This is a genomic window from Brevundimonas sp. Root1423 (genome assembly GCF_001426805.1).
The window spans coordinates 43,414-61,836 of record NZ_LMFL01000009.1; the positions used below are offsets into that span (position 1 = coordinate 43,414).

Below are 18,423 nucleotides of genomic sequence, written 5' to 3' on the forward strand. Positions count from 1 at the left end.
TCTAGATCCTGTCGAGGTCGCGTCCCCGGGTCTCGGGCAGCCACAGCAGGCTGACGATCACCGCCACGACGGTGAAGCCGACCGAGTACCACAGGCCGAAATAGATGTTACCCGACCAGGCCACCAGGGCGAAGCTGGCGGCCGGCAGCAGGCCGCCCACCCAGCCCGTGCCGATGTTGTAGGGCAGGCTCATCGCCGTGTAGCGCACCCGGGTCGGGAACAGCTCCACCAGCGCCGCCGCCTGCGGTCCGTAAAGGGCCGTGGCCGCGACCATGAAGATCATCAGGATGCCGAACACCAGCGGCATGTTGATGCGCGCCGGATCCGCCTTCGCCGGATAGCCAGCCTCGGCCAGGGCCGCCTTGATCCGGGTCTCGACCCCGGCGCGCGCCGCTTTCAGGTCCGCGGGATTCAGGCCCCCGCCCTCGACCGAAGCCACCTCGGTTGCGCCGATGCGGACGCTGGCGACCGAACCGGCGATCGCCGCGGCGTTGCCGTAGGAGACGCCGGCGTTGGACAGGACGCTCTTGGCGATGTCGCAGGAACTGGCGAACGCCGCCTTGCCGATCGGATCGAACTGCAGGGCGCAGGTCGCCGGATCGGCGATCACCGTCACCGGCGCCGAGGCCTGGGCCTCGGCCAGGGCCGGATTGGCGGCGCGGGTCAGGGCGTGGAAGCCGGGGAAGAAGGCGACCAGGGCCAGTATCATGCCGAACAGCATCACCGGCTTGCGCCCGAGCCTGTCCGACAGCCAGCCGAAGAAGACATACAGGCCGGCCGAGGCCACCGTCACGGCCAGCACCAGCTGGTCGACGGTGTTGGTGTCGACCTTCAGCACCCGCTCCATGAAGAAGCGGGTGTAGAAATAGCCGCAGTACCAGACCGCCCCCTGGGCGATCATGATGCCGAACAGGGCGATCAGCACGAACCGGCCGTTGCCCCACTGGAAGAAGGCCTCCTTGTAAGGCGCGCGGTGATCGCTGTCCGACGCCTCGGCCTCCATGCGCCGGTAGGCGGGGCTTTCGTTGAGCCTCAGCCGGATCCACAGGGAGACGGCCAGCAGCAGGGCCGACAGCAGGAAGGGGATGCGCCAGCCCCATTCGTCGAAGGCCTCGACGCCCACGATCCTGCGGGTGATCAGGATGACCGACAGCGCTCCGATCAGGCCGAAGGCGGCCGTCGTCTGGATCCAGCCGGTCAGCAGGCCGCGCTTCTTCTGCGGCGAGTGCTCGGCCACATAAATGGCCGCTCCGCCGTACTCCCCGCCCAGGGCGAAGCCCTGCAGCATCCGCATGATCAGCAGCAGGATCGGGGCCGCCAGGCCGATCTGGCCGTAGTCCGGCAACAGACCGATGGCCACCGTCGCCAGACCCATCAGGGTGATGGTGACGAGGAAGGTGGTCTTGCGCCCCGTGCGGTCGCCGAACCAGCCGAACACCAGAGCGCCCAGGGGTCGCACCACGAAGCCGAGACCGAAGGTCAGCAGGGCCATGATGTAGGCGACGGTCTCGCCGGCGTCGGCGAAGAAATGCCGGGCGATGATGGTGGTCAGCGAACCGAAGACGAAGAAGTCATACCATTCGAACGCGGTCCCCGCCGCCGAAGCGACCACCACCGTCTTCAGGCCCGGTTCCGCCCGGGCCTCCGTCGCATCCGTCATCGATCGCTCCCCGCATTTCGATCCGGCGTCTCTGCGGACGCCTGTGCGGGGATGCTAGACGCCCGCGGCCGGCGCGCAAATAGCCCACGCTCCGCGCGGGGCCCGGACAAGCGAAAGCCCGCCAGCGGGGGGATGCTGACGGGCTCTCTTCAACCGATCCGCGGGTCGGGGGGGAAGCGCGGTCGGGAACTGAAACGTCGGCGATTGACCGCCGGTCTAAATCAGCAGGTCTTGCCGTCCGCACAGTTGGCGACGGCGGTGCCGGCGGCCGAGGCGTCACGGCCCACGCCCGAAACGGTGTTGCAGGCCGCGGTGGTCAGGGCGGCGGCGGCGGCGAACAGGACGAACAGCTTGCGCATGGGAAAAACTCCGTGAGGCCGGGGAGGCGTCTGCCGTATCAACGTGGCGGCCCCGCTACGGTTCCAAGATCGGCCGGATCCGTCGGCACGACGGCTTCCGGCGTGGCGAAGACCAGACGCGCGATCGTGCCGCCGCCGGGCGCGGGAACCATCTCCACCTCGCCCCTCAGCTGTTTGGCGAAGGCGCCCATCAGGGTGCGGCCGACGCCGGCGCGGAAGGTCTCGCTGACGCCCGGACCGTCGTCCTGGACCTCCAGAATGCTCTTGTCGCCGCGGACGTGGAAGCGGACCTTGAGGTCGCCGCCCCGGCCGGCGAAAGCGTGTTTCTGGGCGTTGGTCACCGCCTCGACCAGCCACAGGGCCAGCGGCGCCAGCTTGTCCGGATCGACCACCAGGGAATCGGCCTCGACCGACGAGGTCACCAGGATCCCTCGCCCGGACTCGCTGGCCACCAGCTGGCCGACCAGTTCGGTCAGGAAGATGCGGGCGTCGGCGTAACGCAGGTCATCGCTCTGGTAGAGGGTGCGGTAGATCAGGGCCAGGGCCGAGATACGCTGGCGCGTGTCGCCCACCGCGGCCTTGGACGCCGGATCGGTCAGGGCCCTCTGCTGCATCGACAGCAGCGACGAGATGATCTGCAGATTGTTCTTCACCCGGTGATGGATCTCGCGCATCAGCGCGTCCTTCTCGGCCAGCGAGGCGGTCAGGGCGCTGTCGCGGGCGACGATGGACTCGGCCAGTTCGTCGAGCGTCCGGGCCAGCACGCGGATCTCCGCCGGCGCGTTCATGGCCTGCAGCGGCCGCACATTGAACCGCCCGCGGGCGTAGATGGCGGCGATCCGCTCGAGATAATCCAGCCAGCGGATGACGATCCGCTCGCTGACCAGCATCACCGCCCCGAAGGCGATGAACCAGGCCAGCAACGGCACGATCAGGGCGCCGACCGGGTTCAGCCGGGCCCAGGACAGCAGGCCGGGGGCGGGTGCGGACAGCAGCGCATAGACGTCGCGCCCGGCCAGGGCGGCGCCGGCGTAGACGCGATGGCGGCCCTGGGCGTCGTCGGCCTCGAAGATGGCGGAGGCGCCGGAGCGCGCGCGGCCGACCCAGCCGGTCAGGGTGTCGCCGCCCGACAGGATGAAAGCGTCGGCCTCGCTGGCCGTCAGCAGCCGCCCGTCGCCGTCGGTCAGGGCCGCCTGCGACCCTTCGGGAAGGGCCGGGTCGTCAACGTCGGGCTGCAGGCTGGTCAGGGGAATCAGAGCCACCATGGCGCCGTCGAAGGCGCCCAGGGGTCGCTCCAGCCGGATGGCCACGATCAGGCCCGGAGATCGGCCGGCGACGGCGGGCGCCCGCGCCAGCACCATACCCTCCCCGCCCTTCAGCCTCAGAAACCAGGGACTGTCGCGGGCCTGCGCCAGCCAGGCCGGCGCGGTCTGGCTGAGGCCGCGCGAGGCGCAGGCGGTGACGCCGGTCGCGCTCAGCCGCGCCAGTCCGTCGAGATTCTCGAGCCGCGCCACCAGATCGGTCAGGCGGGGTTCGCAGAACACCTCCAGCGCCTCTGGCCGCAGGGCCTGAAGCAGCACGCCGGTGCTGTCGAGATGGGATTTGGCGTTGGCCGCGGTGCGTTCGGCGGCCAGTTGCAGATCCGAGCGCCGCTCGACATCCTGCGCCCGGAAGGCGGACTGGGCCTGGAAGGCTCCCAGCATCAGGATCGGCAGCAGGGCGACGGCCATGGCCGATCCGAGGCGGAAGCGGATGCCTCGGAATCGGGGCGGGGCCATGTTTCGGCCCCCCCGCCTGCCCAGCAGTCGTCCTATCCGGACCACCCGGTCAGTCCTGCCGGACGCTGCTCAGGCGATCAGCGGCGGCGAGGATGGAGCGCATGGCGTCGCCCGCGGCGCGCCCGTCCCGGGCGTAGCCGCCCTTTTCGAGCGTGGCCTGCAGGGCCTTGCGGGCGCGGGACACGCGGCTTTTCACCGTGCCGACCGCGCACTGGCAGATCTCGGCGGCCTCTTCATAGGCGAAGCCGCCGGCGCCGACGAGGATCAGCGCCTCGCGCTGCTCTTCCGGCAGGGTGGCCAGGGCCAGCCGCAGTTCGTCCAGCGCCACCGGCGATTCCGGATCGTCGACGGCCACCAGGGTGCGCTCGGCCGCCTCCTGATCGAGCTGCGACTGCCGCCAGGAACGGCGCTTCTCGGAATAGAACTGGTTGCGCAGGATCATGAAGGTCCAGGCCTTCATGTTGGTGCCCATCTGATAGCTGGCGCGGGCGTCCCACGCCTTCATCATGGCGTCCTGCGCCAGATCGTCGGCGGCCGTCGGGTCGCCCGTCAGGGTGCGGGCGAACGCGCGAAGATGCGGGATCAGCGCGACGAGCTCCCGTTTGAAGGCGTCGTCGTCGGCTGAGGGAGGCTTGGGCGGCGGATTCGTCGCACCGCTCATGCGCCGCCCCCGCCCGACGACCGCTCGTCGGCGCGACGCAGGATGTCCAGGAACTCGTCCGGAACCTGTTCGTTGACGACCTCGTCGAACATATGGCGCAGCTTGACGCCGATCGCCTGCTGGCGAAGTCGCGCTTCCTCCAGGCTTGCGCCGCCCTTGGGCGGACCCTTGCCCGGTGGATTGGAATTGTCTGTCATTGAAAAAACGGCCGCCACCCTGACGAAAGACTTGTTGCGACTGGCCAAACGCCACTCAGCAGGGGCGGTTCCTAGGTTACCGCGGATTAATGCTGAAGCTTTGCGTCCGGATGGGAACCGTGGCCGATTTGATACGTTGTCGGAAGCTGCTGAGGTTCCAATGGACGGAACCAGTCTGTCGGGGATTTTATTATATGAGCCTGCTGGCCCGCCTTGCGCCGCACCTGCCCTATGTCCGCCGCTATGCGCGCGCGCTGACCGGCGACCAGACCACCGGGGACAATTACGTCCGCGTCGCGCTTGAGGCGCTGGCCGCCGGCGAACGGCAACTGCCCGCCGAGATGACGCCGCGGGTCGCCCTCTATCATGTCTTCCACGCCATCTGGGCCACCACCGGCGCGCAGCTGGAGGACAAGAGCGGTCTCGAAGGGCGTGGCGACGACGCCTCGCGCCGCCTGATGCGCATAGCCCCGCGCTCGCGCCAGGCCTTCCTGCTGACGGCGCTTGAAGGGTTCACCCCCTCCGAAGCGGCCCAGATCCTCGACGCCGACGCCATCGACGTCGAACGCCTGATCTCGGAAGCCCAGTCGGACATCGACGCCGAACTGGCCACCGACGTCCTGATCATCGAGGACGAGGCCATCATCTCGGCCGATATCGAAAGCCTGGTGAAGGAGCTCGGTCACCGCGTGACCGGCACCGCCACGACCCACGACGAGGCCGTCGACGCCGTCGCCCGTCACCGCCCGGGCCTGGTCCTGGCCGACATCCAGCTGGCCGACGGCTCGTCGGGCATCGACGCGGTCAAGGACATCCTCAAGCGGATCGACGTGCCGGTCATCTTCATCACCGCCTTCCCGGAGCGGCTGCTGACCGGCGAGCGGCCCGAACCGACCTTCCTGATCACCAAGCCGTTCCAGCCCGAAACGGTGAAGGCGGCGATCAGCCAGGCGCTGTTCTTCCATCCGTCGCGCCAGAAGGCGGCGGCGTAAGCCTTCTTCCCCGAACAAGGAAAAGCCCCGGTCGCAGGACCGGGGCTTTTTTGTTGTCCGCGATCGCTAGTTGGCCGCCGTCGAAGGGACCGTCGGCGCATTGACGTTGGCCGTATCGCCGGCCGGCGGGGTGGCGGGCCGGCCGCCCTGAGCCGTCGGGGCGTCGGCCGTCGGCGAGGGGGCCGCCTCGCCCTGGAAGGCCTGCACGTCGACCGCCTGCTGGCCGCTGTTGGCGTTGGTGTTGGCGAAGCCGCCCTGGCTGACGAACCACATGCCCAGCAGCAGGACGGCCACAGCCGCCAGGGAGATGACCAGCAGGGTCAGGATGCGCACGCCGCCGCGGCCGCCGCGAACATATTGGGCCTCGACGGGCCTGCCCTCGTGCACGGCGTCGGCGGCCTTGTCGTGCGGGGATTCATGGGTCATGGCTCGGCTCCGTCGAGGCGTTGGATCAGCCTGATGAACGCGCCGTCCAGCGTTGCCGTTCCGGCCTCGCCTCCGGGGCGAAAAAATGCCTCCGACGGTTGGAACCCATGGCGAGGCGCCCCGTTATCGAGAGGCGGAGGCGGCGACGCCCCCCCGACTTGAGACTGACGAAAGTCAGTCTGTCGCCTCCGCGACTCATTCTCGATGATGCGACCTGATGGCGGACCGGAAACGGTCCGCCTTTTTCCTTGTCCGGCTGGACAGGCGGCCCTGCTTGCTGACTATGGGCGGGTCCAGAAAGAAAACCCGGAGATCGCCATGGCTCGCGTCAATCGTCAGTGGGTGCTGCGCCAGCGGCCCAAGGGCCTGGTCAAGCCGGGCGACCTGGAGCTGGTCGAGGCGCCGGTTCCGGCGCTGAAGGAATCCCAGGTTCTGGTCCGCACCGTCTATCTGTCGCTGGACCCGACCAACCGCACCTGGATGAACGACTCCGAGGGCTATCTGCCGCCGGTGCCGATCGGCGGCGTCATGCGCGGCCTGACCCTGGGCGTGGTCGAGGAAAGCCGCTCAACCCGCTTCCGCGCCGGCGACGTGGTCACCCCCCTGTCGGGCGGCTGGTCCGACTATGCCGTGGTCAACGAGATGGAGCTGCGTCCGGTGCATCGCGCCACCGGCATGCCCCTGACCGCCAATCTCAGCGTCCTCGGCATGACCGGCATGACCGCCTATTTCGGCGTCACCGACGTGCTGAAGGCCAAGGCCGGCGAGACCATCGTCATCTCCGCGGCCGCCGGCGCGGTCGGCTCCATCGCGGGCCAGGTCGCGAAAGCGCGCGGCTGCCGCGTCATCGGCATCGCCGGCGGTCCCGACAAATGCCGCTGGCTGACCGAGGAGCTCGGGTTCGACGCCGCCATCGACTACAAGAACGAGGACGTGGGCGAGGCGCTGGACCGCCTGGCCCCGGACGGCGTCGACCTGAATTTCGAGAACGTCGGCGGCGACATCATGATCGCCGTCTACAACCGGCTGAAGACCCACGGCCGCATGGCCGTCTGCGGCCTGATCTCGGCCTACAACGCGACGAAAATGCCGCCGTCGCCGAATTTCGCGCGCATCATCACCCACCGCCTGAACATCCAGGGCTTCCTCGTGCTGGACTACGCCCACCGCGGCCGCGAAATGGTCGCCGAAATGGGCCCTTGGCTAGCGGACGGCACGGTGAAGTGGAAGGTGCACGTCGACGACGGGCTGGAGGGCGCCGTGGGTTCGTTGAACCGCTTGTTCACCGGCGACCATGACGGCAAGCTGCTGGTCCGCGTATCCGAAGAACCGGCGGGCTGACGGGACCTCGACATGACTGAACCCCTGCACGTCCATTTCGAAGACCTGGGCGTCGGCGAAGTCATCTCCCTGGGCGCCTGCATGGTCGATGCGGCGGCCCTGGAGGTTTTCATCGAGCGGTTCTCGCCCGGCTGGGACGCCTCCTACGGCGCGCCCGACGCCATGGTCTACGCCCTGTGGAGCCGCATCTTCGCCGACAAGGCCTCGGGCTGGGCCCAGTCCAAGGTGCTGGCGGTGGACGGCCTGCGCTTCATGCGCAACCCCCCGGCCGGCGAGCTGATGCGCGGCCGCATGACGGTGATGGGCAAGGATCCGGTCGGCGACGAAAAGGGCATCGTCATCGCCCAGCACGACCTGCTCGACGAGGCGGGGCGGCTGGTCTTCTCGTGCCTGACGCGGGCCCTGCTGGCGCGGAGGTAGGGGCTGGCGGCCAGTGGCTGGTGTCGGGCCCCGGCGTCGTACGCAAGGAAAAGCCCCGCCTGGACGAACCGGGCGGGGCTTGTTCCTGTTCGATCTGGAAGCGGGCGGCGCAGGCCTTACCAGCCACCAGCCGCTCTTTACGCGTTGCCGGCCACCGGCTGCGAGGCGGCGGCCTTCTGGAAGGCCATGGCGATCAGACGATCCCAGCCCAGCAGCGACACCAGATGGGCGTAGATCTGGCCCAGGGCGCCGTTGTCGCGCAGTTCGGCCAGCTTCTCGGCCGGCAGGGCCTTCAGCCTGTCTTCCGAGACGGCGAAATATTCGGCGATCTTCTGCGGCTCGGCGGCCGTGCCGTCCGGATTGCGCGGCGTGAAGATGGCTTCGCGCGTGTCCAGCAGGTCGAGGTCCTTCAGCAGTTTCAGGAAGGCCTCGGTGCGCAGGCGCTCCTGTTCGAAATTGTTGCAGAACTCCATCGCCTGCTGGGTGTAGGGCGAGGGCTGGCCGTCGACGAACAACGGCGTGGCGCCGCCTTCCTTGATGAACGGCGCAGCGCGGTCGACGCACAGGATCAGGCGGTTCTGCGTGTCGTCGTTGGCGAAGACGAACGGATAGCGCCGGACATAGGCCGGGATATAGGCCTCGGCGCGGAATTCGCCGTCGTCGCTGACGAACAGGTTCTCACCGGCGCGCAGCGCCATCACCGCGACCGGCTGCTTGTTCTCGCCGACGAAGATCACGGGATACGACAGGGCCGCCGGGGCGAACTCCGTCACCATCACCGGCACCAGATTGGTCTGGGCGACGAAGGCGTAGGGCTTGTCGACCGCGTCGACCCCCAGCGCGCCGTGGGTCTCGACGGACAGCGGCTCGGGCTGGGCGTAGAACAGGACGTTGCCCGACAGGGGCGAGGCGGCGGTGGTGTCGGTCATGAACGCGATCGGGCTCTGAAATAGGGGAAGCGCGCTTCTAGCGTAGTCGCCACACCGCCGCAAACGCGCTCGCTCGCGGGGCGTCCGACGCGGTTAACGGCCCGCCTCAGAACCGGTAGCTGACGCCGACCCGGAGATTTCGGCCCGGCAGGGGAGCGACATCCTTGAGGAAGCTGACGTGTTCCCGCGCCTCGGCGTCGGTCAGGTTGTGGCCCTCGGCGAACACGGTGACGGCCTTGTCGGCGAACGGCCGCCACGAGGCCGACAGGTTCACCATGGTGTAGCCGTCCGTGCCCAGTTCATAGGCCGCCAGTTCGTCCTGCTCGCCGACGCGCCGGACCTCGAGCGAGGCGTCGAACGGCGCCGAGGTCCAGGCCAGCCGGCCGGTCAGGCTCCACGGCGGAATGCGCGCGGCCGGGCCCTGGTCGGTTTGCGCATCGACGAAGTCGGCGGCGCCCTCGAGGCTCAGCGAGCGGTCTCCGCTGGTCCACAGATCGTATTCGCCCTCGACCTCGAAGCCGCGGAAGTCCGCCCCCGTCTGGACGAACTGGAAGATCGGGAAGCTCTCGCCGCCGTCCACGAACACCGCGCCCGTGTCGCGCTCGTCGATGAAGCCGTCGTATTTCGAGGCATAGACGTGCAGGTCGCCCTGGAACCGGCCGACGGCGTAGTGGACCGTGCCCTCCAGCGTCGTCACCTTCTCATTGTCCAGCGTCGTGTCGCCGCGCTCATAGACGCCGGTCGCGACGTGCAGGCCGTCGGAGAACAGTTCGACCTCGGACGGCGCGCGTTCGTTGTGGGCCAGGCTCAGGCCCAGGAACAGGTTGGCCGTGGGCTTGATGAAGGCCGCCGCCGAACCCGACCAGTTGCCGAAGTCGCGCTCGATCTCCGGTCCGCCCGACAGCGGCGCAGCCGTCACCGTGCGCCGGTCGTAGCGCAGGCCGCCCTCCAGTCCCCAGGCGGCGCGGTCCAGGCGCTGGACGGTGTAGATTCCCGCCTCCTCGATCTCGCTGCTCGGTACGAAGGCCTCGGCGCCGATGGCCTCGAAGGTCCGCGACAGCGCCTGCACGCCGACGGCCCCGTTCCAGCCGTCCCGCGTCCGCTGCACCAGATCGGCCCGGGCCTCCTGGCCGTTCGACTGGAAGACGGTGCCGGGATTGCCGGGGCCCTCGAACTCGGTGTGGGTGTAGTCGGCGTGTCCGTACGAGCCGGTCAGCTTCTGGAACGGCCCGCCGTCGAAGCGCAGCTCGCCGCGCAGGTCCTCGCGGGTCTGTTCCAGCTGGATGAAGACGTCCGGCTCGGCCACCGTGCCATAGGTGCTGGACAGGTCCTTGTAGGACGCGCCGATGAAGCCGCGCGATCCGATCCACGCGGCGCCGACCCCCCGGCTTTCCAGTTCCGAGAAACTGTTGGGCTGGCTCCCGCCCGGCCCGCGCGCGATCCCTTCGGCATCGGCCAGCCGCTGCGAAACGGCGGGCGAGGGAATGTCGTAGTCGTCGGCCTCCTTCTTCACCGCGTCGATGCTGATGGCGATCGGGCCGAGGCCGAAGGTGGCGCGGGCGGAGGTCGACCAGCCCTGGTCGACGCTGGAAGTCTGGGCCGAAACCATGCCGTCGACGCCGTCGGGCATCTCCGTCGGGATACGATTGTCGAGAACATTGACCACGCCGCCGATGGCGGTGCCGCCATAGGCCAGGGTCGCCGGGCCGCGCACGATCTCGATGCGGCTGGCCTCGGCGGGATCGGTCGCGACCTGGTGGTCGGGCGACACCGAACTGGCGTCGATCAGGCCGATGCCGTTGGTCAGCACCTGCACGCGCGGACCCGACAGGCCGCGGATCACCGGGCGGCTGGCGCCGGGTGCGAAGTCGGTCGATCGCATGCCCGGCAGGCCGGCGACCAGATCGCCCAGCGAGGCGGCCGGCGCCGTGGCCAGGGCCTCCGCGTCGATCACCGTGGTGGCGATGGTCGTGGCGCGGGCGCTGATGCCATAGGGCGCGCCGGTGACGATGACGTCGTCCAGCACCGCCTCCGGCTCCCGGGCGCCCGGGACGGTCGACTGGGCCGCCGCCGGGGCGGCCAGGGCGCCCCATCCGAGGGCGGCGGTCAGGACGGCGCGGGACACGAGGGACAGTGACATGAAGGCATCCGGTACAGGGGTGTGCCTTTGGTGTTACGAGATAACATCACAGAACGTCAAGCCATCCTGTTGCGGGGGCGGCGGCGAGCGCCTAGCTCTGGCGCATGAGCGAGCACTGCCACCACCATCACGATGACGGTCCGCCCGCCGCCGCCGATGTCGCCCGCGCCATGGGCGAGGCCGACCGCCGCCTGACCGCCGAGGGCGAGCGGATGACCGCGGCCCGCCTGCGCGTGCTGGAACTGCTGCTGGCCGCGGGCGAGCCGGTGAAGGCCTATGACCTGATCGCCCGGTTCGGCGACGACGGCCAGCCGGCCAAGCCGCCGACCGTCTACCGCGCGCTGGAGTTCCTCGAGCGCAAGGGCCTGGCCCATCGCATCGCCTCCATCAGCGCCTATGTCGCCTGCACCTCGGGCGGCATCGACCACGCCGCCGCCTTCCTGATCTGCGACTGCTGCGGCGCCACCCAGGAGGTTTCGGCCCCCGTCGCCGGCGATCTGGGCCGCGCCGCCGAGGCCGCCGGCTACGCCATCGTCCGCACCACGATCGAGGCCCACGGCCGCTGTTCCGCCTGCGTCGCGGGCTGAGCCTTCCCTCGGGTGATCTGGCGCGACCCCCGCCAACCCCCTATCTGCCCTGCATGGACGCGATCCGGCTCTCCCCGCCCCGTCGCCTGAGCCTTCCGGTGTCGAACCGCTGGGGCGAGGGACGCATGGGCGTGCTGGATTTCGGCGACCCGAAACGGCCTGTCGATCTGGTCTTCGTCCACGCCAACGGCTTCAACGCCCTGACCTACCGCACCCTGCTGGCCCCGCTGTCCGGCAGCCTGCGCATCTGGGCGCCCGACCTGCGCGGCCATGGTTCGACCACCCTGCCGACCGAGGTCGCGGGCCGCCGGCGCTGGCATGACCACCGTGACGACCTGATCGCCCTGCTGGAGACCCTGGACGGACCGCCCGTCGTCCTGGCCGGCCACTCCATGGGCGGCACCTCGGCGCTGCTGGCCGGCGCCGAACGCCCGGAACGGGTCGCCGGCCTCGTCCTGTTCGATCCGGTGATCTGGAGCCGGCTGGCGGTCGCGGCCTTCCAGCTGCCGGTCTTCGACCGCCTCGCCGCGCGCATTCCCCTGGTCCGCAACGCCCTGCGCCGCCGCGCCGTCTTCGACAGCCGCGAACAGGCCCTCGCCGCCTACGCCGGACGCGGGGCCTTCCGGGGCTGGCCCGAGATGGTGCTGGCGGACTATCTGGCCGACGGCCTGGTCGAGACGGCGGAGGGTTTCGCCCTGGCCTGCGATCCGGCCTGGGAGGCCTCCAACTATGCGGCCCAGGGCCACAACCCGTGGCGCGCCCTCAAACGCCTGGACCGGCCCGTCCGCATCCTCAGGGCCGAAACCGGTTCGACCTGCCACCTGACCGGGACCCCGCGCGGCCTCCCCCATGTCACGGTCGAGACCGTTCCCGGCGGCACCCACTTCTTCCCCATGCTCAAGGCCGATGTCGCCCGCGACGCCCTGTTCGACGCGGCGATCTAGAGGCGCTGGCGCCCGGGCGGGTCAACGGCTAAACCGCTGCCCATCCGATAGCCGCTTACAGTTTTGCAGGACCGTTTCCGACCATGCGCGACATCCATCACTTCATCGACGGCGCCAGCTTCACGGGCGCCTCGGGCCGGTTCTCGGACGTCTTCAACCCCAACACCGGCGAGGTCCAGGCCCGGGTGCAGCTGGCCTCGGTCTCCGAGATGGACCACGCCGTCCAGGCCGCCCGCAACGCCTTCGACGGCTGGTCCTCGACCAACCCCCAGCGCCGCGCGCGGGTGATGTTCGAGTTCAAGCGGCTGGTTGAGGCCAACATCAACGACCTGGCCGAGCTGCTGTCGGCCGAGCACGGCAAGGTGATCGCCGACTCGAAAGGCGACATCCAGCGCGGGCTCGAGGTGATCGAATTCGCCTGCGGCATCCCCCATGCCCTGAAGGGCGAATACACCTGGGGGGCCGGGCCGGGCATCGACGTCTATTCGATGCGCCAGCCGCTGGGCGTGGTCTCGGGCATCACCCCGTTCAACTTCCCGGCCATGATCCCGATGTGGATGTTCGGCGTCGCCATCGCCGTCGGCAACACCTTCATCCTCAAGCCCTCGGAGCGCGATCCGTCGGTGCCGGTCCGTCTCGCCGAGCTGATGATGGAGGCCGGGGCCCCGGCCGGCGTGCTGAACGTCGTCCACGGCGACAAGGTCGCGGTCGACGCCATCCTGACCCATCCGCTGGTGCACGCCATCAGCTTCGTCGGCTCGTCCGACATCGCCAACTATGTCTACCAGACGGGCGCGACGCACGGGAAACGCGTCCAGGCCATGGGCGGGGCCAAGAACCACGGCATCGTCCTGCCCGACGCCGACATGGACCAGGTGATCAAGGACCTGTCCGGCGCGGCCTACGGCTCGGCCGGCGAACGCTGCATGGCCCTGCCGGTCGTGGTCCCCGTCGGCAAGAAGACCGCCGACGAGCTGCGCGAGCGCATGGTCGCCGAGATCCCGACCATGCGGGTCGGCGTCTCGACCGACGCCGGCGCCCACTACGGCCCGGTCGTCACCGCCCAGCACAAGGCCCGGGTCGAGGGCTGGATCGAGAAGGGCGTGCAGGAGGGGGCCGAACTGGTCGTCGACGGCCGCGGCTTCTCCCTGCAGGGGCATGAGAAGGGCTATTTCATCGGCCCGTCGCTGTTCGACCACGTCACCCCGGAGATGGAATCCTACAAGGAGGAGATCTTCGGCCCGGTGCTGCAGATCGTCCGCGCCGCCAGCTTCGAGGAGGCGCTGCACCTGCCGTCGAAACACCAGTACGGCAACGGCGTCGCCATCTTCACCCAGAACGGCCGCGCGGCCCGCGACTTCGCCGCCCGGGTCAATGTCGGCATGGTCGGGATCAACGTCCCGATCCCGGTGCCGGTCGCCTATCACACCTTCGGCGGCTGGAAGCGTTCGGCCTTCGGCGACACCAACCAGCACGGCATGGAAGGCGTCAAGTTCTGGACCAAGGTCAAGACCGTCACCGCCCGCTGGCCCGACAGCGATCTGGAACACGCGGATTCGAGCTTCGTCATCCCGACCATGGGGTGACGGTTCGCGCGGGGCGCGTTCGCGGCATCGCATTTCGGTGATAGGCGTTATGCTGTCTGAACAGTGAAGCTGGAGCGCCCGTCCGCATGCGTCGATTTTTCGTCTGGTCAGCCCTGGCGGCTGTCATTGGCCTGGTCATCGCCATCGGCGGCTTCTGGGCCTACCAGCATTTCTACGCCCGCTTCCAGCCGGTGACGGTGCAGCGCAACCAGGCCTCGATCCAGCGCCTGCTGGACGAATCCTCGTGGATTTCGGCCGGCGGCGGCGGCCAGCCCCTCTACATCGTGGGCTATCGCGACTCGGCCGCCATGCAGCGTTATGAGCGGGAGGAGGTCCCCAAGCTGCGCGCCGCGGGCGTCGAGGCCCGAATCATCCTGTTCGCCCGTCCGGACCGCGAGGGTCTGACCCAGTCCACGGCCGCGGAACGCGCCACGGTGGCCGAGCTGTGGCTGACGCGCGACTGGACCCTGTACCAACGCTGGACCGCCACCCCTGTGCGCAACTGGACCGCGGCGGGCATTCCCGCCGCCGACGGCAATCTGGCCCGCGGCGCCGTGGTCGAGGCCGGGCGGATCTTCGTCGCCAGCCTGGCGGAAAAACTGCACGAGGAAGGCCTGCAGGCCGGCTATCCGCTGGTCATCTGGCGCGACCGCGAGGGCTTCATGAAGGCCTGCGCCTGTTCTGATGCGCGGTCGTGGGCCTTCATCCGCGACGACCTCGACGCGCCGGACCGGATCGAGTCGCCCGGGATCGCGCCGGGCGATCCGGCCGCACCCGTGACCTATCCCGGCGACGGAAGTCCGGAGAGCCTGCCCTATCCGAACGTGCCGGCGACTCCGCCGGCCGCAGGGGGCGTTCAGGCCCCGACTCCGGCCCCGGGAACCGCTCCGATCGCCCCCCGGCCGGCGACACCGCCCGTGCCGCGCAAGGCCCCGGAACCGAAGCAGGCGGACGACACGACCTTCTTCTAGGCGGGCGCCTGCCCACCGCGCATCCCGGCAGAGAGTCCTAAAGCGCCCGCTTGCAGGCGGCGATCAGCCCTTCGACGTCTGCCGCGTCCTGGTACAGGCCGAAGCCGAAGCGGATGACGTCGTCGCGCACGTCGGTGACGACCCCCGCATCCAGCAGACGCGCCTTCCAGGCGGCGGCCCGGTCATGGCGGAAGGCGAGGAAGCGCGCCCGGGCGGCGTCATCGGTCACGGGGTTGATCAGTTCGGCCTCGGACAGCCTGCCCGCCTCGCCGTCCGCGACCGCGGTCTGGAACCGCTGCATCAGCGCCCGGGCATGGGCGGCGACGTCGGCCGTGGTCAGTCCGGCCTCGTCCAGCATCCCGCGCACGGCGTTGAACCGGTACAGGGGCGACACGTCGAAGGTCGCGCCCCAGAAGCGGCCGGCGTCGCCGCGATATTGCACCCCGCCCGGCGGTCCCGACAGGTCGCCGAACTCGGCGAACCAGCCCGTGATCACCGGACGCGGGCAGTAGCCGTCCGGGGCGTGCAGGAAGCAGGCTCCCTCGCCCGACATGGCGTATTTGTAGCCTCCGGCCAGATAGAAGACCCGGTCCGCCACGGCCCCCAGATCGGTCGGCGTGGCCATGAAGCCGTGATAGCCGTCGATCACCACCCAGGGCCCGGCGGGGTCGGCCAGGGCCGCCAGATCGGCGACGCCGCCGAACACCTGACCGGTGCGGAAGAAGACCTGGCTGACGACGATCAGGTCGAAGCCGCCGGCCCGCGCGGCCGCCACGAACCGGGCGTCGAAGGTGTCGAACGGCTCGAGCGGCACGCGGGTGACCAGGGCCTCGCCGGCCTCTTCCCAGCGCTCGGCCTGGCGCCGGAACGAGTGGAATTCCCCGTCGGTCGACAGGATGCGGACCGGCTTCCGGCCCACGCCGGAGACGATCCGCAGCAGCAGGTCGTGGGTGTTGGGCGCGAACACCACGGTGTTCGGATCGGGCAGGTTCAGCTCGCGCGCCACCTCGCCTTGCGCCCTCGGCACGACTTCGCCGAAGATCAGGTCCCATTTCCGGTCCGCGAACCGGTTGGCCTCGACCCAGGCCTGAACCTGTCCGTCGAAGCTGGCGTCGGGCCAAAGATGATGGCTGTGCGCGGCGAAGTGCAGCCGGTCGGGATCCAGCGACAGGGCGCGGGAGAACAGGTCCTTGCGGCTCATATCGACCCTCCTGCGGCCCTCGTCTTCACTGTCTCGTTCGTATCCGAAGTCACAGCCGAAACCGTCGTCGAATTCCTCGACGAAGTATCACCCTCTGCGCTCAGGCAGCGAGCGACCGCGTCGCGAACGATAGCGCCCTTAAATCAGGCTGCCGTGGCAGTGTTTGAACTTGCGGCCCGAGCCGCAGGGGCAGTTCGAATTGCGCGGCGTGCGCTCCCAGCCGCCCGGCAGAAGATCGACCGGCAGGCGGGCGCGGTCGTCGCCGGTCAGCTGACCTTCCGGGTTCTGCGCCAGCGGATTGGCCATCTCGTTCTCGCCGGTGCCGGGGTTCAGGTGGATTTCCTCGAACTCGGGCATTTCCATCGGAGCCGGCTGTTCGAAGCGAAACTCCACGGTCATCAGCCAGCGGGTGACGTTGTGGCGCAGCTCGTACAGCAGCGTCTCGAACAGATTGAAGGCCTCGGTCTTGTACTCGTTCAGCGGATCGCGCTGGCCGTAGCCGCGCAGGCCGATGACGCCGCGCAGATGGTCCAGATGGACCAGGTGCTCGCGCCACTGCATGTCGATCATCTGCAGCAGGAACTGCTTCTCCAGACCGCGCGTCTGGTCGGCGCCGATCTGCTCCATCCGCTCGGCGGCGCGGGCGTCGGCGGCGGCGATGACCCGCTCCTCGATCTCCTCGTTCGACACGCCTTCCTCGGCGGCCCAGTCATGCAGCGGCAGCTCCAGGCCCAGGGTCGAGCGGATCTTCTCGTCCAGCCCGTCCATGTCCCACTGCTCGGCATAGGCCTTGGGCGGCATGTGCTTTTCGATCAGGTCCGAGATCACGTCGTTGCGGAACTCGCCGACCAGCTCCGACAGGTCCTCGGAGTCCATGAACTCCTGGCGCTGCTCGAACACNCCAGCCCGTCCATGTCCCACTGCTCGGCATAGGCCTTGGGCGGCATGTGCTTTTCGATCAGGTCCGAGATCACGTCGTTGCGGAACTCGCCGACCAGTTCGGACAGGTCCTCGGAGTCCATGAACTCCTGGCGCTGCTCGAACACGGCCTTGCGCTGGTCRTTCACGACGTCGTCGTACTTCAGCAGGTTCTTGCGGATGTCGTAGTTGCGGGTCTCGACGCGCTTCTGGGCGGTCTCGACGGCGCGGTTCAGCCACGGGTGCGAGATGGCCTCGCCCTCGGCGACGCCGAAGCTGCGCATGATGGCGTCGAGACGATCGCCGGCGAAGATGCGCAGCAGGTCGTCCTCGCACGACAGGAAGAATTTCGAGGTGCCCGGGTCGCCCTGACGGCCGGTGCGGCCGCGCAGCTGGTTGTCGATGCGGCGGCTTTCGTGGCGTTCGGTGCCGAGCACGAACAGCCCGCCGGCGGCCAGGGACTTCTGCCGCTGCACGGCGATGTCGGCCTTCAGACGGGCCTCCTCGGCGGCCTCCATCTCCGGCGTGACCTCGACGGCCATGTTGCGGTTTTCCTGGCGCCACTTCTGCAGCCGCATTTCCAGGTTGCCGCCCAGCTGGATGTCGGTGCCGCGGCCGGCCATGTTGGTGGCGATCGTCACCGCGCCGGGCACGCCTTCCTGGCCCTGCCNCAGACGGGCCTCCTCAGCCGCTTCCATCTCGGGCGTGACCTCGACGGCCATGTTGCGGTTTTCCTGGCGCCACTTCTGCAGCCGCATTTCCAGGTTGCCGCCCAGCTGGATGTCGGTGCCGCGGCCGGCCATGTTGGTGGCGATGGTGACCACGCCGGGCAGGCCGGCGTCSGCGACGATATAGGCTTCCTGCTCRTGCTGGCGGGCGTTCAGCACGCTGTGCGGGATGCCCTTGCCGCGCTTGACCTCGATGTCGAAGTCCTCGTCCTTCAGCGCGGCGTAGGCCTTCTTGGCGTCGCGACGGACCTTGTCGTCCTCGCTGACGACCATCTCCAKCAGATGGGCGTGCTGCGGCTTCAGSGTCTTGAGCGTGACCTCGTACTCRTGGGTCTTSAGCARTTCGGACAGGGTCTCGGACTTCTCGATCGAGACGGTGCCGACCAGGATSGGCTGRCCCTTGACGTGGCATTCGGCGATCAGGCCSGCGATGGCCAGGTTCTTCTCGGCCTCGGTGCGGAAGATCTCGTCGTCGTGGTCGATGCGTTTGACGGGCCGGTTSGTCGGCACCTCCAGCACGTCCATCTTGTAGATGTCGAGGAACTCCTGCGCCTCGGTCGCGGCCGTGCCGGTCATGCCGGACAG

The 18,423-nt window shown here is 69.1% G+C and carries 17 protein-coding genes and 2 pseudogenes; 7 read left to right on the forward strand and 12 right to left on the reverse strand.

What is annotated here, in order from left to right:
- Position 1: 1 nt before the first annotated feature.
- The 5 genes from ASD25_RS06240 to ASD25_RS06260 all read right to left on the reverse strand — a co-directional run bounded on the left by ASD25_RS06240 (position 2) and on the right by ASD25_RS06260 (position 4,655).
- Positions 2 to 1,660, reverse strand: a complete 1,659-nt coding sequence (locus tag ASD25_RS06240) for an MFS transporter (protein WP_055831753.1) — start codon at positions 1,658 to 1,660, stop codon at positions 2 to 4.
- A 221-nt stretch (positions 1,661 to 1,881) separates the two neighbouring features.
- Positions 1,882 to 2,019, reverse strand: coding sequence for a hypothetical protein (locus tag ASD25_RS06245; RefSeq protein WP_055831752.1), 138 nt, complete (start codon positions 2,017 to 2,019; stop codon positions 1,882 to 1,884).
- A gap of 38 nt (positions 2,020 to 2,057) precedes the next feature.
- A complete protein-coding gene (locus ASD25_RS06250) occupies positions 2,058 to 3,797 on the reverse strand; it encodes a sensor histidine kinase (protein ID WP_055831751.1) in 1,740 nt (579 codons plus the stop codon).
- A gap of 49 nt (positions 3,798 to 3,846) precedes the next feature.
- Entirely contained in the window at positions 3,847 to 4,458 is a 612-nt protein-coding gene (locus ASD25_RS06255; RefSeq protein WP_055831750.1) for a sigma-70 family RNA polymerase sigma factor, read from the reverse strand.
- Positions 4,455 to 4,655: a NepR family anti-sigma factor gene (locus tag ASD25_RS06260; protein ID WP_055831790.1), complete on the reverse strand. Its 201-nt coding sequence runs from the start codon at positions 4,653 to 4,655 to the stop codon at positions 4,455 to 4,457. The genes ASD25_RS06255 and ASD25_RS06260 overlap by 4 nt, the downstream gene beginning before the upstream one ends.
- A 194-nt stretch (positions 4,656 to 4,849) precedes the next feature.
- On the opposite strand from ASD25_RS06260, the gene ASD25_RS06265 reads away from it, so the two are divergent.
- Positions 4,850 to 5,647, forward strand: coding sequence for a response regulator (locus ASD25_RS06265; RefSeq protein ID WP_055831749.1), 798 nt, complete (start codon positions 4,850 to 4,852; stop codon positions 5,645 to 5,647).
- A 66-nt stretch (positions 5,648 to 5,713) separates the two neighbouring features.
- On the opposite strand, the gene ASD25_RS06270 is transcribed toward ASD25_RS06265, so the two are convergent.
- Positions 5,714 to 6,073 (reverse strand): hypothetical protein, encoded by a 360-nt coding sequence (locus tag ASD25_RS06270; protein ID WP_055831748.1) that lies wholly within the window; start codon positions 6,071 to 6,073, stop codon positions 5,714 to 5,716.
- A 318-nt stretch (positions 6,074 to 6,391) separates the two neighbouring features.
- Here ASD25_RS06270 and ASD25_RS06275 point away from each other — a divergent pair, with 318 nt between their 5' ends.
- Together ASD25_RS06275 and ASD25_RS06280 are read left to right on the forward strand one after the other, a co-directional pair.
- A complete protein-coding gene (locus tag ASD25_RS06275; protein ID WP_055831747.1) occupies positions 6,392 to 7,414 on the forward strand; it encodes an NADP-dependent oxidoreductase in 1,023 nt (340 codons plus the stop codon).
- 12 nt (positions 7,415 to 7,426) lie between these two features.
- Entirely contained in the window at positions 7,427 to 7,834 is a 408-nt protein-coding gene (locus ASD25_RS06280; RefSeq protein WP_055831746.1) for a hypothetical protein, read from the forward strand.
- 137 nt (positions 7,835 to 7,971) lie between these two features.
- Here the strand turns inward: ASD25_RS06280 and ASD25_RS06285 are convergent, their stop codons facing one another.
- Both ASD25_RS06285 and ASD25_RS06290 read right to left on the reverse strand, forming a co-directional pair.
- Positions 7,972 to 8,763 carry a SapC family protein gene (locus ASD25_RS06285; RefSeq protein WP_055831745.1) on the reverse strand — a complete coding sequence of 264 codons (792 nt, stop codon included), beginning with the start codon at positions 8,761 to 8,763 and terminating at the stop codon, positions 7,972 to 7,974.
- A 106-nt stretch (positions 8,764 to 8,869) separates the two neighbouring features.
- The gene (locus ASD25_RS06290) at positions 8,870 to 10,903 is read right to left on the reverse strand and encodes a TonB-dependent receptor (RefSeq protein ID WP_055831744.1); all 2,034 of its coding nucleotides are present in this window, start codon (positions 10,901 to 10,903) and stop codon (positions 8,870 to 8,872) included.
- 104 nt (positions 10,904 to 11,007) lie between these two features.
- On the opposite strand from ASD25_RS06290, the gene ASD25_RS06295 reads away from it, so the two are divergent.
- The 4 genes from ASD25_RS06295 (at position 11,008) to ASD25_RS32935 (ending at position 14,991) form a co-directional block, all read left to right on the forward strand.
- Positions 11,008 to 11,490, forward strand: a complete 483-nt coding sequence (locus ASD25_RS06295) for a Fur family transcriptional regulator (RefSeq protein WP_055831743.1) — start codon at positions 11,008 to 11,010, stop codon at positions 11,488 to 11,490.
- Between the two features lie 53 nt (positions 11,491 to 11,543).
- Positions 11,544 to 12,434, forward strand: coding sequence for an alpha/beta fold hydrolase (locus ASD25_RS06300; protein WP_055831742.1), 891 nt, complete (start codon positions 11,544 to 11,546; stop codon positions 12,432 to 12,434).
- An 83-nt stretch (positions 12,435 to 12,517) separates the two neighbouring features.
- Entirely contained in the window at positions 12,518 to 14,020 is a 1,503-nt protein-coding gene (locus ASD25_RS06305; protein WP_055831741.1) for a CoA-acylating methylmalonate-semialdehyde dehydrogenase, read from the forward strand.
- A gap of 86 nt (positions 14,021 to 14,106) precedes the next feature.
- Positions 14,107 to 14,991: a hypothetical protein gene (locus ASD25_RS32935; protein WP_055831740.1), complete on the forward strand. Its 885-nt coding sequence runs from the start codon at positions 14,107 to 14,109 to the stop codon at positions 14,989 to 14,991.
- Between the two features lie 37 nt (positions 14,992 to 15,028).
- Here ASD25_RS32935 and ASD25_RS06315 read toward each other — a convergent pair whose 3' ends face one another.
- The 4 genes and pseudogenes from ASD25_RS06315 to ASD25_RS31700 all read right to left on the reverse strand — a co-directional run.
- Positions 15,029 to 16,192 (reverse strand): class V aminotransferase, encoded by a 1,164-nt coding sequence (locus ASD25_RS06315; RefSeq protein WP_055831739.1) that lies wholly within the window; start codon positions 16,190 to 16,192, stop codon positions 15,029 to 15,031.
- Between the two features lie 138 nt (positions 16,193 to 16,330).
- A partial coding sequence (locus ASD25_RS06320; RefSeq protein ID WP_235562635.1) for an SEC-C metal-binding domain-containing protein occupies positions 16,331 to 17,092 on the reverse strand: 762 nt, incomplete at its 5' end.
- Between the two features lies 1 nt (position 17,093).
- Positions 17,094 to 17,780, reverse strand: a pseudogene (locus ASD25_RS33090) (preprotein translocase subunit SecA); the annotation flags it as partial.
- 100 nt (positions 17,781 to 17,880) lie between these two features.
- Positions 17,881 to 18,423: pseudogene (locus tag ASD25_RS31700) on the reverse strand (preprotein translocase subunit SecA); the annotation flags it as partial.